The sequence below is a fragment of the Enterobacter sp. ECC-219 genome (assembly GCF_043966805.1).
GTDB classification, from domain to species: domain Bacteria; phylum Pseudomonadota; class Gammaproteobacteria; order Enterobacterales; family Enterobacteriaceae; genus Enterobacter; species Enterobacter cloacae_N.
This window is the reverse complement of record NZ_CP143680.1, coordinates 3069474-3082947: the sequence shown is the minus strand read 5'-3', so window position 1 is coordinate 3082947 and position 13474 is coordinate 3069474. Positions and strand designations below refer to the sequence as shown.

Here is a 13474-nt window from a genome sequence, read left to right as displayed (position 1 = left end):
AAAAAGAGGTATGACGATGTCCAGACGCAATACTGACGCTATCACTATTCATAGCATTTTGGACTGGATCGAAGATAACCTGGAATCGCCGCTCTCCCTTGAAAAAGTGTCTGAGCGTTCAGGTTACTCCAAATGGCACCTGCAACGGATGTTCAAAAAAGAGACCGGTCATTCATTAGGTCAATATATTCGCAGCCGCAAACTGACGGAAATTGCCCAGAAACTGAAAGAAAGCAATGAGCCGATCCTTTATCTGGCGGAGCGTTACGGATTTGAATCACAGCAAACCCTGACGCGTACGTTCAAGAACTACTTTGACGTGCCGCCTCATAAGTACCGAATCACCAGCGTACCGGGTGAATCCCGTTATCTGTATCCGTTAAAACACTGTAGTTAAACATCGCCTGTAACAGACGTAACCGAGGAAAAAATGAACGTTACCGCCTCCGCCGCCCTCGCCTTGCTGGTGCTGTTTTCCAGCCAGACCTTCGCGGAGCAAACCCCAGGTGCAACGCAGCAAAATAATCGTGACACGATGATTTTGCCGTCAGCACATGACCAGTCACCTTTTGATTTCAACCATATGGGTGCTGGTAGCGACAAATCCGACGAATTAGGCGTGCCTTATTATAATCGGCACGGCCTCTGATTCGTTTTTGCCCCGCATACGCGGGGCTTTTTTATGCCTTTCCACTCACCCGCGCCGCCCGACGTACACGCAGACCAAACACGTTGATGTACAGACCGGCCATGATCAGCACGGCACCGAGCAGCTGCAGCGCGCTTAGCGTTTCATCCAGCAGTATCGCCGCACTGGCAAGCCCCACCACCGGAACCAGCAAAGACAGCGGCGCGACGCGCCAGGTCTCATAGCGCCCCAGCAGCGAGCCCCAGATCCCGTAGCCCACGATGGTGGCGACAAACGCCAGATAGATAAGAGAAAGGATCGTGGTCAGATCGATGTCGACCAGGCTGTTCAGCATCACCTCCGGGCCATCCAGAATAAACGACGCCGCCAGAAACGGGATTATCGGGATCAACGCGCTCCAGACCACCAGGGACATCACCTGAGGCCTCGCCTCGTGCTGCATAATCAGCTTGTTGAAGATATTGCCGCAGGCCCAGCTCAGCCCCGCCGCCAGCGTGAGCATAAACCCGAGCAGCGCCACGTCCTGACCGTTCAGGCTGGCTTCAATCAGCACCAGCACGCCAAACACCGCGAGCGCGATCCCCGCCAGCTGTTTGCCCTGTAAACGTTCGCCAAACACGAAGGCGCCGAGAATAATGGTAAAGAACGCCTGCGCCTGTAACACCAGCGAGGCAAGACCGGCCGGCATCCCGAACTTAATGGCGCAGAAGAGAAACGCGAACTGGCCAAAGCTGATGGTCAGGCCATAGCCCAAAAGCAGTTTTAACGGAATTTTTGGACGGGCGACGAAAAAGAGCGCCGGGAATGCCACCAGCATAAAACGCAAACCGGCCAGCATCAGCGGGGGCATGTTGTGCAATCCCAGCTTGATGACCACAAAATTGAGCCCCCATACCACGACCACCAGCAACGCCAGCAGCCCGTCTTTACGCGTCATACCCTGCCCCTGAATTATTAATAATTTGTTAACACTTCAAGGTAACAGAAAAAAGTGTACCGCGAGAAGATCATTATTTCTGGCAGGGAGCTGAAGCACTTAGGGATAAATCGGGTGCTATACAAGCCCCTTATGTCGTGATACTCCTTTTAGGACACAACATAAAAAGCATAAGCAATTGTCGGGCAGGAATATGAAACCATCTCTCAGGCGCTCAACCGCAGCGCTACTGGCATCGTCATTGTTATTAACCATCGGTCGGGGGGCAACGCTGCCGTTCATGACCATTTATCTCACGCGCGTGTTTAATATGAGCGTCGAGAATATTGGTTATGCCCTGACGATTGCGCTCACCGTCGGCGTAGTGTTCAGCCTGGGATTTGGCATTCTGGCCGATAAGTTTGATAAAAAGCGCTACATGCTGATCGCGATCGTGGCCTTTATCGCCGGTTTTGTCGCGATCCCGCTGGTGGATAACGTCACGCTGGTGGTGCTGTTCTTTTCCCTGATCAACTGCGCCTATTCCGTCTTTTCGACGGTGCTGAAGGCCTGGTTCTCCGACGTGCTCACCGCAAGCCAGAAAGCGCGCGTCTTCTCGCTGAACTACAGCTTCCTGAACATTGGCTGGACGATCGGGCCGCCCATTGGCACCCTGCTGGTGATGTACAGCCTGCAGCTGCCGTTCTGGCTGGCCGCCTTCTGCGCCGCGCTGCCGCTCGGGTTTATTCATTTCTTCGTGCAGAAAAGCGTCGCGCTGGATACCGCCGAGGAGAAGATGCCCTGGCAGCCGTCGGTACTGCTGAAAGACCGCGCCCTGTTCTGGTTCACCCTCTCCGGCCTGCTCGCGTCTTACGTGGGCGGATCGTTCGCCAGCTGCATTTCGCAGTATGTTCTGGCCGCCAATGCCGACAGCGATTTTGCCCAGAAGGTGGTCGCCGTGGTGCTGCCCGTTAACGCAGCCGTGGTGGTGACGCTGCAGTACGCGCTGGGGCGCAAGATCTCCGCCAGCAATATTCGGCCTTTAATGACCGCCGCAACGCTGTTTTTTATCCTGGGGCTGGGGGGCTTTATGCTCTCCGGAGAGAACCTGATTTACTGGGGCATCGCCGCCGCCGTCTTTACGCTGGGTGAGATTATCTACGCACCGGGTGAATACATGCTGATCGACAACATTGCCCCGCCGGGGATGAAGGCGAGCTATTTTTCAGCCCAGGCGCTGGGCTGGCTCGGCGCGGCGGCAAACCCGATGATCACCGGTATTATCCTGACCAACCTGCCGCACTGGTCGCTGTTTGTCATCATGATGGTCGCCATCGTCATTGCGTGGCTGATGATTTTGCGCGGGATGAGCGTGAAGGCGTGGTGCGAAGTGCCCAAAGTCGCGTAACCATGTAGGCCGGGTAAGGCGCAGCCGCCACCCGGCAATAAAGCATCAGTGGTGCAGCATCTCCTCCACCACCTGCTCTTTGTACATCTCGTTTGGATAATAGGTCGGCCAGTTATCCATCTCTTTCAGCAGCGCCTCGTGGGAGGTGTTGCCCATGAAAATATGGAAGTGCGAAGAGGCCTTCGGTCCGATGGTGTGGTCGCTGAACTGCACGAATTTAGGCGCCTTGCTGTCGGCATCTTTACACTCAAACAGATAGCGAACGCCTTTCTTACCTGACGCATAGGTCAGAATTTTGTAGCCGCTGTAACCATACTGACAGCGGCTGACCGCTTTGCCTTTATGAAATTCCATCACGTTATTTTCGATGCCGATGGCATCCACGTCCGTCGCATATCCCTTGCGGTAGTACGCTTTCACCTCGTCAAAGGTTTTGCTTTTATCCTTCTGCGCTTTCTGCCTGAAGACCGGATCCAGCGAGCCGTCCAGCAGGAACGGATAAACCGACTGCCAGGTCCCGTCCCAGTCTGACAGTGCTCTGTCCTTCACGTCCTTATCCTCAAACACGCCGTTTGCCGCCTTCTGTTCCGCTTCGGTCATCTGATGACCGTGCGAGTGAGCAAACAGCTGGCCGCTGACCAGCAGCGCCCCCAGAGTCATGGCAAATTTTCCAATATATGCAGCCAAAGTAACGCCCTCGTTCCGTTTTATAAGAACGAGAATGTTATATTATAACATTTCAGATCGCAACCAGCCCGCGAACGCCCTCCTGCTCCATATTTTCACCCCGCCCGCGCTGAATAATGGTGCCGCGGGACATCAGCAGATAGCTGTCGGCCAGCTCTGCGGCAAAGTCGTAAAACTGCTCGACCAGCAGGATCGCCATGTCGCCTCTGTTTGCCAGGGTGCGGATCACGTGGCCAATCTCTTTGATGACGGATGGCTGTATGCCTTCGGTGGGTTCATCCAGGATCAGCAGCTGCGGACGGCTCGCCAGCGCGCGTCCAATCGCCAGCTGCTGCTGTTGCCCACCCGAGAGATCGCCCCCGCGACGATGCTTCATCTCTTTAAGTACCGGGAACAGCTGCCAGATTTCGTCAGGCACCTGCTTCGCCTCGCGTGCGGGAAATCGCGACAGCCCCAGCAGAAGGTTCTCTTCCACAGTTAAGCGCGGAAAAATCTCGCGCCCCTGCGGGACATACGCCACGCCAGACTGCACCCGCTGGTGCGGCCTGCTGTGGGTGATCGTTTTACCCTGCCAGATGACCTCCCCGGTTTTCGCCGGGATCAGCCCCATAAGACACTTCAGCAGCGTGGTTTTCCCGACGCCGTTGCGCCCCAGCAGGCAGGTGACTTCGCCGGTGACGGCTTCAAAGCTCACGCCGCGCAGGATATGGCTGCCGCCGTAATACTGATTCAGTTCGTTAACCTGTAACATCATCGCTCCTTAGCGCCCCAGATAGACCTCAATCACCTGCTCGTTGGCCTGCACCTCGCGAAGCGAGCCCTCCGCCAGCACCCGCCCCTGATGCAGCACCGTGACGTGGTCGGCAATCGTTTCAACAAAGCCCATATCGTGCTCCACCACCATCAGGGAGTGCTTGCCCGCCAGGGTTCTGAACAGCTCGGCGGTGTATTCCGTTTCTGCGTCAGTCATCCCGGCGGCGGGTTCATCCAGCAGAAGCAGGTGCGGGTCTTGCACCAGCAGCATGCCGATCTCCAGGAACTGTTTCTGCCCGTGCGAAAGCAGCCCGGCGCGGCGATCGCGCTCGCTGCTAAGGCGCAGCAACACCAGCATTTCATCGATCCGGTCGCGCTGCTCGCCGTTGAGTTTTGCCCGCAGGCTCGCCCAGACGGATTTGTCGGTTTTCATGGCGATCTCGAGGTTTTCCCACACCGTCAGCGCTTCAAAGACCGTGGGCTTCTGGAATTTTCGACCAATCCCCTGACGGGCAATGGCCGCAGGCTCAAGCGCGGTCAGGTCGATGGACTGATCGTAAATCGCCCTGCCGCTCTTTGGCCGCGTTTTGCCGGTAATGACGTCCATCAGCGTGGTTTTACCGGCCCCGTTGGGACCAATCACGCAGCGAAGCTCGCCCACGCCGATATTCAGCGAGAGATCGGTCAGGGCCTGAAAGCCGTCGAAACTGACGTTAATGGCCTCAAGCTGAAGCACCGGGTCAGTCTGCTCCCGGTAGCGATCGCCGGGCAGCTGGCGGGTAAATAATCCTTCCGTTGGCTGCATTATTTCTCTCCCTTACGCAACAGACCGTAGACGCCGCGCGGCAGGAACAGCGTGACGGCAATAAAAATCAGTCCCAGAAAAAGCTGCCAGTACTCTGGCATGGCGACGGTGAAAAAGCTCTTCGCTCCGTTGACCAGCGCCGCGCCAATCACCGGCCCCACCAGCGTGCCGCGCCCGCCCAGCGCCACCCAGATGGCGGCTTCTATCGAGTTGGTCGGCGACATCTCTCCGGGGTTGATAATGCCCACCTGCGGGACGTACAGCGCCCCCGCCAGGCCGCACAGCACGGCAGAGAGCGTCCATACCAGCAGCTTGAACCCGCGCGGATCGTAGCCGCAAAACGTCAGGCGGTTTTCGGCATCGCGCACGGCGGTCAGGATGCGGCCAAACTTGCTCTTCGCCAGCGCAAATCCGGTACCCAACGCCATGAGCAGCAGCAGCACGGTTGCCAGGAACAGCGCGATGCGGGTGGCCGTTTCCGTCACCGAAAATCCGAGCAGCGTAGTGAAGCCGGTAAAGCCGTTATTGCCGCCAAATCCGGTTTCGTTGCGAAAGAACAGCAGCATGCCCGCGTAGGTCAGCGCCTGGGTCATAATCGAGAAGTAGACACCTTTGATCTTTGAGCGGAAGGCAAACCAGCCAAACACCAGCGCCAGCAGGCCCGGTACCATCACAATCAGCACCAGCGCCCAGGCAAAGTGCTGGGTGCCCCACCAGAACCACGGCAGCTCGCTCCAGGAGAGAAACGACATAAACGCGGGCAGGCCGTCCCCTGACGCCTGACGCATCAGGTACATCCCCATCGCATAGCCGCCCAGGGCGAAGAAGATGCCGTGCCCAAGAGAGAGCATCCCGGCATAGCCCCACACCAGATCCAGCGCCACCGCAACGATGGCATAGCAGAGGATCTTGCCGATGAGCGTCAGCATCCAGGTCGACAGCGCCAGCGGATGCGTCGCAGGCAGCAAGGCAAAAAACGGTAATATCAGCAGACATGCCACCAGGAGGCTGCCTGCAATCTGCGTGACGCGCGGCGCTTTACGCGCCAGCGTTAAGGTTAGCGGCTGGCTCATCAGTCAATCACCCTCCCTTTCAGCGCAAACAGCCCCTGAGGACGCTTCTGAATAAACAGCACGATCGCTACCAGAATCACAATCTTGCCCAGCACGGCCCCCATCTGGGGCTCAAGAATTTTATTGAAAATGCCCAGCCCAAATGCGGCGGCTACGCTGCCTGCCAGCTGGCCCACGCCACCGAGAACGACCACGAGGAACGAGTCGATGATGTAACCCTGACCGAGCTCCGGCCCGACGTTCCCAAGCTGGGATAGCGCCACGCCGCCTAGCCCGGCGATCCCTGAGCCCAGCCCAAACGCCAGCATATCGACGCGCCCGGTCGGTACCCCGCAGCAGGCGGCCATGCTGCGGTTCTGCGTTACCGCCCGCACGTTGAGCCCCAGACGGGTTTTATTCAGAATGAGCCAGGTAAAGAACAGCACCATCAGCACAAAGCCCAGCACCACGATGCGGTTCCACGGCAGCGTCAGGTTGGCAAAAACCTGCACCCCGCCGGACAGCCATGCCGGGTTTGCTACCTCCAGGTTCTGGGCGCCAAACGTCATGCGAACCAGCTGGATAATCATCAGGCTGATCCCCCACGTTGCCAGCAGCGTTTCCAGCGGGCGACCATACAGGTGACGGATCACGGTGCGCTCCAGCACCATCCCGATGCCCGCCGTCAGGCAGAACGCCACCGGCAGCGCGATAACGGGATAGAGCGCCAGCCACTGGGGCGCAAGCCCGGCCATCGCCTGCTGCACCATCCACGTGGCGTACGCGCCCAGCATCAGCATCTCGCCGTGCGCCATATTAATGACGCCCAGCAGGCCGTAGGTGATAGCGAGCCCCAGCGCGGCCAGCAGCAGCACCGATCCCAGGGACAGCCCCATAAACGCCTGGCCCAGCAGGTCGCCCCACATCAGTCGATGCTGGATCTGGCTAAGACTCTCCTGCGCGGCCGCGCGCACGCTGGCGTCCGGCTCGGTCTGCGCCTGAGTGAACGGGGTGAGTCTGGACTGCACGTCCGGATCGTCTGACTGGCCTAATAATTCGACAGCCTTGTGGCGCACCTCTGCCTGCGGGCTGGCCAGCTGGAGATTCGCCACCGCCAGTAAAAGCGCCTGGCGTGCGACAGCGTCCGTTTCATCGTTTACCCGCTTTTCGAGAAAAGCGAGCATCCCGGGCTGGGCATCCCGCTGAAGCTGACGCGCCGCTGCTCGTCTTTCTGTGACACCGTCACTAACCAGCTGATGTGTAGCGATGGCCGTAGCGGCCAGCACGCGCAGCCGGTTGGTCAGACGAACGGCTTTGGCTGGCCCTTCGGCCACGCGGGCTTCACCGAGCGAAACCATTTGACCATTGCGCTGCGCAAAGGCGTGCTTTTGGCTGTCGGTATACAGGTTTTCCTTTTGCAGAGACTGAAGCAGCGGCAGCCGTGCGGCATCCGGCGCGGCGGCCCACTGCGTGAGTAAATCCGCCTGCTGGCTGCGGCTGGCGGCAACAAAACGATCGGCATCCGATGCCTGCGCCATCCCTGGCAGCAGTCCGGAAAGCCATACAAGAGCGATGAACATGCGCATGGCGTTCATGACGTTTCTCCCTGCGGTGATGGCTTAGTTGCTGGCGGTTTTCATCGGCTGGTCGGGCTTTTTGTCATTCCCGTCGATGAACGGGCTCCACGGCTGGGCGCGTACCGGCTGCTCCGTCTGCCAGACCACGTTGAACTGGCCGTTGCCTTCGATTTCACCGATCATGACCGGCTTATGCAGATGATGGTTGGTGGCATCCATGGTGAGCGTAAAGCCTGAAGGCGCCTTAAACGACTGACCGGCCATCGCCGCACGCACCTTATCCACGTCGGTGGTGCCTGCTTTTTCCACCGCCTGCGCCCACATATGAATCCCCACGTAAGTAGCTTCCATCGGGTCGTTGGTCACCACGGTATCGGCGTTCGGCAGCTTGTGCGCTTTGGCATAGGCTTTGTAATCCGCGACGAAGGCCTGGTTGGTCGGGTTATCCACGGATTCAAAGTAGTTCCACGCCGCGAGGTTACCGACCAGCGGTTTGGTGTCGATCCCGCGCAGCTCTTCTTCGCCTACGGAGAACGCCACCACCGGGACATCGGTCGCCTTCAGCCCCTGGTTAGCCAGCTCTTTGTAGAACGGCACGTTGGAATCGCCGTTGATGGTCGAGACCACGGCGGTTTTGCCGCCTGCGGAGAATTTCTTGATGTTGGCGACGATGGTCTGGTAGTCGCTATGACCAAACGGGGTGTAAACCTCTTCGATGTCCTTATCCGCCACCCCTTTCGAATGCAGGAACGCGCGCAGGATCTTGTTGGTGGTGCGCGGGTAAACGTAGTCGGTGCCCAGCAGGAAGAAGCGTTTCGCCCCGCCGCCGTCTTCGCTCATCAGGTATTCCACCGCCGGAATGGCTTGCTGATTCGGCGCCGCGCCGGTATAGAAGACGTTTGGCGACATCTCTTCGCCCTCATACTGCACCGGATAGAACAGCAGGCCGTTCAGCTCTTCGAAGACCGGCAGCACCGATTTGCGCGAAACCGACGTCCAGCAGCCGAACACCACCGCCACTTTATCCTGACTCAACAGCTGACGCGCCTTCTCGGCAAACAGCGGCCAGTTCGAGGCCGGATCCACCACCACCGGCTCCAGTTTCTTACCCAGCACGCCGCCTTTGGCGTTGATCTCATCGATGGTCATCAGCGCGACGTCTTTCAGCGGGGTTTCGGAGATGGCCATCGTGCCGGACAGAGAATGCATGATCCCCACTTTGATGGTATCGGCCGCCTGCACGCCAAAACTCATTCCCATCGCCGCGACGGACGCGGATAACGCAAAGGCTTTTAATAAGGTACGACGCTGCATATTTCACTCCTGAAAAAGAACGCTGTGCGAAAACGTCCGTTACGGCATGGACGCGGAAATAAAGGTGTCAGCGAAGCAGGAGCAAAAAGGATGCCAGAATGAAAAATGCGCTATTGCAGGAAACAGAGTGCAGGATGTAAAGAGAACGACTCAGAATGGCACAGCACTGCACTTTTATAATGCAGCGCTGTGCCGGAAGGTTTACCAGACTTCGCTGGCAATCTGCGTGACCAGACGGACTTTATCCCACTGCTGGGTTTCGCTCAGGCTGTTGCCCTCTTCTGTCGAGGCAAAACCGCACTGCGGGCTGAGGCAAATCTGATCTTTCGCCACGTACTTCGCTGCCTCTTCCAGACGCGCCTTGATGCCTTCCGGGTTCTCCAGCTCACCGTTTTTCGTGGTGATCAGCCCCAGCACCACCTGCTGCTTGCCCGGACGAACGAAGCGCAGCGGCGCGAAATCCCCGCTGCGGTCGTTATCGTATTCGAGGAAAAAGGCGTCAACGTTAACCGTTCCGAACAGCACTTCCGCCACCGGCTCGTAGCCGCCTTCGGAAATCCAGGTGGAACGGAAGTTGCCGCGGCAGACGTGCAGCCCGATGGTCAGATCCTCCGGCTTGCCTTCCAGCGCCTTGTTCAGCACGCGGGCATAGATTTGCGCCAGCTCATCGGCATCATCGCCGCGCTCGCGGATCTGACGGCGCTGATCGTCCGAACAGAGATAGGCCCAGACGGTGTCGTCCAGCTGCAGGTAACGGCAGCCCGCGTCGTAGAATGCGCGGATGGCGTCGCGCCAGGTGGTCGCCAGGTCCTCGAAATAGTCGTTCAGATCCGGGTAAACCGTCGCGTCGATGTCTTTGCGCCCGCCGCGGAAATGGAGCACGCTTGGGCTGGGAATGGTCATCTTCGGCTGGGCATTGCCGCTGATGCTTTTCAGATAGCGGAAATCTTCCAGCATCGGGTGGTCGCCAAAGCCCAGCTTGCCGGTCACGCGCACGCCGTGGGCCTTGGTTTGTACTCCGTTGAACTGAATGCCCTGCTGCGAATCGTAACGCTCAACGCCCTGCAGACCGTCAAAGAAGTCGAAGTGCCACCAGGCACGGCGAAATTCACCGTCGGTCACGACATGCAGGCCGCACGCACACTGCTGCTCGACGACGTGGCGAATGGCCTCGTCCTCCACCGCACGAAGCTGTCCGGCATCAATTTCGCCGCTGGCGAACTTCAGGCGCGCCTGTTTAACGGCATCCGGACGTAAAAAGCTGCCGACTACGTCGGCGCGGTATGGGGCGTGCTGTCGTTGCATGGAAATCTCCTCAGTCTGCCGGCGATAATTGCCGGCAGTGATAATTCATCATTTGAATATTTAGACTTCTGGATGTCTAAATGTCCAAAAAAGATGTCATACGTCACCGCTTCCGGCAAACGAGAAAATTTCACGGGTATTGAAAAAAATTCATATTCACAGCGCGGCGACGGACGCCAGGCTGGCAAACGCGTAGTGCTCATCTTCCCAGCCGGTAATGCCGCCAAGCATGATTTTGACCGGTAGCCCGAGACGCGCCAGCTTCAGCGCGGCTCGGTCAGCCCCGTTACAGTGGGGCCCCGCGCAGTAGACGACAAACAGCGTCCCTTCCGGCCATTGGGACATCCGCTCGGCGGTAATCTGGCTCCAGGGCATATGCAGTGCCCCCGGCACATGGCGACGGGCAAACTGTTCCGGGCTCCCCACCACGTGCAGCAGCACAAAGTCCTGCTCATTATTGGCGATGGCATGATGCACGTCGGCGCAGTCGGTTTCGACGCTCAGGCGACGCAGAAAATGGGTAACGGCTTCCTGCGGCTCGGCAGCCGGAAATTCAGTAACATAGCTCATGATCCTTCCTCATCTTTGGCGTTTGTGTTAACACTACTCTATCCACAAATTCAGCTCATGAATGCGCTTGCTTATGCCAGAAAACAGCAAAAAGATGACAAACTTAAGACAGATTTCCCGCCCGCAGGTGGTGGTGCTGGCTTATGACGGACTGTGTACCTTCGAGTTTGGCGTCGCGGTGGAGATTTTTGGCCTGCCGCGTCCGGAACTGGGCGATGACTGGTATCGTTTTGCGGTGGCGAGCGTGGATAGCGGAGAACTGCGGGCGACCGGCGGGATCCGCATGGTTACTGATGGCGATTTGAGCCTGCTTGCGTCGGCAGATCTGATCGTGGTTCCCGGCTGGCGCGGGCTGGATGCACCGGTTCCGGACGCGCTCTGCGAGGCATTGCGCCAGGCCAGCGCGCGCGGGTGCCAGCTACTGTCCATCTGTTCGGGCGTGTTCGTGCTGGCCGCTACGGGGCTACTGAACGGCCGCAAGGCCACAACGCACTGGCGCTATATTGACGCGCTTAAGGCCTGCAACCCTGAAATCGAAGTGGTTGAGGACGTGCTCTACCAGGACGAGGGAGACATCCTGACCTCTGCGGGCAGCGCGGCAGGGATCGATCTCTGTCTGCACGTCGTCCGGCGGGATTACGGTTTGGAAACCGCCAACAGCGTGGCGCGGCGGCTGGTGATCCCCCCTCACCGTGACGGCTCGCAGCCGCAGCAGCTGAGCCGCCCGGTGGCGCAGCTGCGTGAGAGCCAGCGCCTGGGCCAGCTGTTTGACTATCTGCACCAGAATCTTATCGAGCCGCACAGCCTCGACTCGCTGGCGCGTCGGGTCGGTATGAGCCAGCGCACCTTCCTGCGCCGCTTCGAGGCGGCGACGGGGATGACGCCCGCACGCTGGCTGATCAATGAACGCCTGCTGAGAGCGAAAGATTATCTGGAAAGCAGCCGGTTGAGCATCGACAGCATTGCTGAACAGACCGGGTTCGGTCAGGCCTCGACGCTGCGCCATCATTTTCGCCAGCAGTATGCGCTTTCGCCTGCCCAGTATCGTAAACAGTTTTCGCCCCCTGATGCTGGCCGCTAAACGGTCAGTCTTTTCGATTACGTTTGAATACGGAGCTCCTGATGGTCACCACACACGTTTTTATCGCTGTCAGTCTTGATGGCTACATCGCCAGAGAAAATGACGATATCGACTGGCTGCTGCAGCGCGATGACCCGACAGAAGATCATGGCTATGACGCGTTCATCGCCGATAAAGAGTGGATCGTGATGGGCCGGGGTAGCTACGAAAAGGTGCTGACCTTTGACGCATGGCCTTATGACCGGCCCGTGCTGGTGCTCTCCCGACAGCTGGCCGGGACGCCCGTGCCCGAGGCGCTGAAGGGCAAAGTGCAGTTCTCACGCAGCACGCCAAAAGAGGTTCTCGGCGATCTGGCGGCACAAAACGTAAATCGCGTCTATATCGATGGCGGGCAGGTGATACAGTCCTTCCTGCGCGAAGGGCTGGTCGCCGATATTGTTATCACTACCGTACCCGTGCTGCTCGGCTCAGGAAAACCGCTTTTTGGCACGCTGTCCCGGGATATTGATTTAACCCTGGTATCAAGCCGCAGCTTCCCTTCGGGACTGGTACAGTCACACTATCAGGTGAGATCATAGGGGCATGGCACAAGCGAGTTGGCAAAAAAAACCGCCATTTTCTGGCGGTAAATGCTTGCATGGATAGATTTGTATTTTGGTCTCTACGTCCCCGACACTCCATGGTCGGGCAGCGGATCTCGAACAAACTAACACTGACTTCCTCAACGAAAGCTCAACAGCCTTATTAACGATTAACTCGCCCTGGTGTTGATTTGCAAATAGCGCATCAGACCCTGCTCAGCGCTCTGTTTTGCATCATCGTTAAGGGCTTCGAGATAAAACGATCGCGAGACACCATAGGGTGCTTTTTCAGAGGGATACACTGCGAACTGGAATGTTTTTCCCCCAGACTGATGCGTGCAGTCTAATTCCCAGCGTTGTTCATTTACTTTTTTGCTATTACAGGCTACGCGTCCGTAGTCGCTGGTTAAATAGGAACCAACGCGGGTTTCTGCGGACTGAATATATTCTGGTTCGCCATTCTCGATATAGCGGAACCCTGCGGTAGCCCCTACGGCCGCCACAAGGAGCGCAAGCGCGATTATTTTTTTCATTAATTAAGACCCATTCCTTAGCCAGAGAACCTCTATTATATAGGATTATCCTTAAAGCAAACGTCTCTTTCAGTACCAGAACAGGTAGTTTACAACGCCACAATCATATTTAGGAAATTTCCTAAGAGGAATTCCGATCCTACAGTATTTGACATTTTCTTTGCCGTACTTTGAATAAAAGAATAATAACACGAAGAAACGATCGGCATGCTTATTCCGCAATGTTATTCAGCGGTGAACACC

The 13474-nt window shown here is 57.6% G+C and carries 15 protein-coding genes; 5 read left to right on the top strand and 10 right to left on the bottom strand.

Features of this window, described 5'->3' with window-relative positions:
• The first annotated feature begins 16 nt into the window (after positions 1-16).
• Both marA and marB read left to right on the top strand, forming a co-directional pair.
• Positions 17-397 carry an MDR efflux pump AcrAB transcriptional activator MarA gene (marA, locus tag V1603_RS14615; protein WP_008502237.1) on the top strand — a complete coding sequence of 127 codons (381 nt, stop codon included), beginning with the start codon at positions 17-19 and terminating at the stop codon, positions 395-397.
• A gap of 33 nt (positions 398-430) precedes the next feature.
• Positions 431-649 (top strand): multiple antibiotic resistance protein MarB, encoded by a 219-nt coding sequence (marB, locus tag V1603_RS14610; RefSeq protein ID WP_116339935.1) that lies wholly within the window; start codon positions 431-433, stop codon positions 647-649.
• Positions 650-680: 31 nt separating this feature from the next.
• On the opposite strand, the gene eamA is transcribed toward marB, so the two are convergent.
• Positions 681-1586: an O-acetylserine/cysteine exporter gene (gene eamA, locus V1603_RS14605; RefSeq protein ID WP_166711140.1), complete on the bottom strand. Its 906-nt coding sequence runs from the start codon at positions 1584-1586 to the stop codon at positions 681-683.
• A gap of 193 nt (positions 1587-1779) precedes the next feature.
• Here eamA and ydeE point away from each other — a divergent pair, with 193 nt between their 5' ends.
• On the top strand, positions 1780-2973 hold the full coding sequence (gene ydeE, locus V1603_RS14600) for an efflux MFS transporter YdeE (RefSeq protein WP_116339939.1): 1194 nt from the start codon (positions 1780-1782) through the stop codon (positions 2971-2973).
• A 45-nt stretch (positions 2974-3018) separates the two neighbouring features.
• Here the strand turns inward: ydeE and zinT are convergent, their stop codons facing one another.
• The 8 genes from zinT to V1603_RS14560 form a co-directional block, all read right to left on the bottom strand.
• Positions 3019-3660: a metal-binding protein ZinT gene (zinT, locus tag V1603_RS14595; protein ID WP_395312832.1), complete on the bottom strand. Its 642-nt coding sequence runs from the start codon at positions 3658-3660 to the stop codon at positions 3019-3021.
• Between the two features lie 52 nt (positions 3661-3712).
• The gene (gene urtE / locus V1603_RS14590; protein ID WP_163329615.1) at positions 3713-4411 is read right to left on the bottom strand and encodes an urea ABC transporter ATP-binding subunit UrtE; all 699 of its coding nucleotides are present in this window, start codon (positions 4409-4411) and stop codon (positions 3713-3715) included.
• A 9-nt stretch (positions 4412-4420) separates the two neighbouring features.
• Positions 4421-5218 carry an urea ABC transporter ATP-binding protein UrtD gene (gene urtD / locus V1603_RS14585; protein WP_116339945.1) on the bottom strand — a complete coding sequence of 266 codons (798 nt, stop codon included), beginning with the start codon at positions 5216-5218 and terminating at the stop codon, positions 4421-4423.
• Entirely contained in the window at positions 5218-6291 is a 1074-nt protein-coding gene (urtC, locus tag V1603_RS14580; protein WP_316387201.1) for an urea ABC transporter permease subunit UrtC, read from the bottom strand. Before urtC ends, urtD begins: the two co-directional genes overlap by 1 nt.
• On the bottom strand, positions 6291-7865 hold the full coding sequence (gene urtB / locus V1603_RS14575; RefSeq protein WP_395312831.1) for an urea ABC transporter permease subunit UrtB: 1575 nt from the start codon (positions 7863-7865) through the stop codon (positions 6291-6293). The genes urtC and urtB overlap by 1 nt, the downstream gene beginning before the upstream one ends.
• A gap of 24 nt (positions 7866-7889) precedes the next feature.
• Positions 7890-9161: an urea ABC transporter substrate-binding protein gene (urtA, locus tag V1603_RS14570; RefSeq protein WP_116339951.1), complete on the bottom strand. Its 1272-nt coding sequence runs from the start codon at positions 9159-9161 to the stop codon at positions 7890-7892.
• A 201-nt stretch (positions 9162-9362) separates the two neighbouring features.
• The gene (locus tag V1603_RS14565) at positions 9363-10466 is read right to left on the bottom strand and encodes a cobalamin-independent methionine synthase II family protein (protein WP_166711134.1); all 1104 of its coding nucleotides are present in this window, start codon (positions 10464-10466) and stop codon (positions 9363-9365) included.
• A gap of 156 nt (positions 10467-10622) precedes the next feature.
• Complete coding sequence (locus V1603_RS14560; RefSeq protein ID WP_163329350.1) at positions 10623-11036, bottom strand: rhodanese-like domain-containing protein; 414 nt, start codon at positions 11034-11036, stop codon at positions 10623-10625.
• Positions 11037-11109: 73 nt separating this feature from the next.
• On the opposite strand from V1603_RS14560, the gene ftrA reads away from it, so the two are divergent.
• Together ftrA and V1603_RS14550 are read left to right on the top strand one after the other, a co-directional pair.
• On the top strand, positions 11110-12117 hold the full coding sequence (gene ftrA / locus V1603_RS14555; RefSeq protein WP_395312830.1) for a transcriptional regulator FtrA: 1008 nt from the start codon (positions 11110-11112) through the stop codon (positions 12115-12117).
• A gap of 41 nt (positions 12118-12158) precedes the next feature.
• A complete protein-coding gene (locus V1603_RS14550) occupies positions 12159-12695 on the top strand; it encodes a dihydrofolate reductase family protein (protein WP_166711128.1) in 537 nt (178 codons plus the stop codon).
• A gap of 173 nt (positions 12696-12868) precedes the next feature.
• Here V1603_RS14550 and V1603_RS14545 read toward each other — a convergent pair whose 3' ends face one another.
• Entirely contained in the window at positions 12869-13231 is a 363-nt protein-coding gene (locus tag V1603_RS14545) for a hypothetical protein (RefSeq protein WP_163329345.1), read from the bottom strand.
• Positions 13232-13474: the final 243 nt, after the last annotated feature.

Coding starts and splice junctions, on each gene's coding strand:
- ftrA (WP_395312830.1), top strand. CDS start 11,110: ATGCCAGAAAACAGCAAAAAGATGACAAACTTAAGACAGATTTCCCGC.
- marB (WP_116339935.1), top strand. CDS start 431: ATGAACGTTACCGCCTCCGCCGCCCTCGCCTTGCTGGTGCTGTTTTCC.
- V1603_RS14545 (WP_163329345.1), bottom strand. CDS start 13,231: ATGAAAAAAATAATCGCGCTTGCGCTCCTTGTGGCGGCCGTAGGGGCT.
- urtC (WP_316387201.1), bottom strand. CDS start 6,291: ATGAGCCAGCCGCTAACCTTAACGCTGGCGCGTAAAGCGCCGCGCGTC.
- urtB (WP_395312831.1), bottom strand. CDS start 7,865: ATGAACGCCATGCGCATGTTCATCGCTCTTGTATGGCTTTCCGGACTG.
- eamA (WP_166711140.1), bottom strand. CDS start 1,586: ATGACGCGTAAAGACGGGCTGCTGGCGTTGCTGGTGGTCGTGGTATGG.
- V1603_RS14550 (WP_166711128.1), top strand. CDS start 12,159: ATGGTCACCACACACGTTTTTATCGCTGTCAGTCTTGATGGCTACATC.
- V1603_RS14565 (WP_166711134.1), bottom strand. CDS start 10,466: ATGCAACGACAGCACGCCCCATACCGCGCCGACGTAGTCGGCAGCTTT.
- V1603_RS14560 (WP_163329350.1), bottom strand. CDS start 11,036: ATGAGCTATGTTACTGAATTTCCGGCTGCCGAGCCGCAGGAAGCCGTT.
- urtA (WP_116339951.1), bottom strand. CDS start 9,161: ATGCAGCGTCGTACCTTATTAAAAGCCTTTGCGTTATCCGCGTCCGTC.
- urtD (WP_116339945.1), bottom strand. CDS start 5,218: ATGCAGCCAACGGAAGGATTATTTACCCGCCAGCTGCCCGGCGATCGC.
- marA (WP_008502237.1), top strand. CDS start 17: ATGTCCAGACGCAATACTGACGCTATCACTATTCATAGCATTTTGGAC.
- urtE (WP_163329615.1), bottom strand. CDS start 4,411: ATGTTACAGGTTAACGAACTGAATCAGTATTACGGCGGCAGCCATATC.
- ydeE (WP_116339939.1), top strand. CDS start 1,780: ATGAAACCATCTCTCAGGCGCTCAACCGCAGCGCTACTGGCATCGTCA.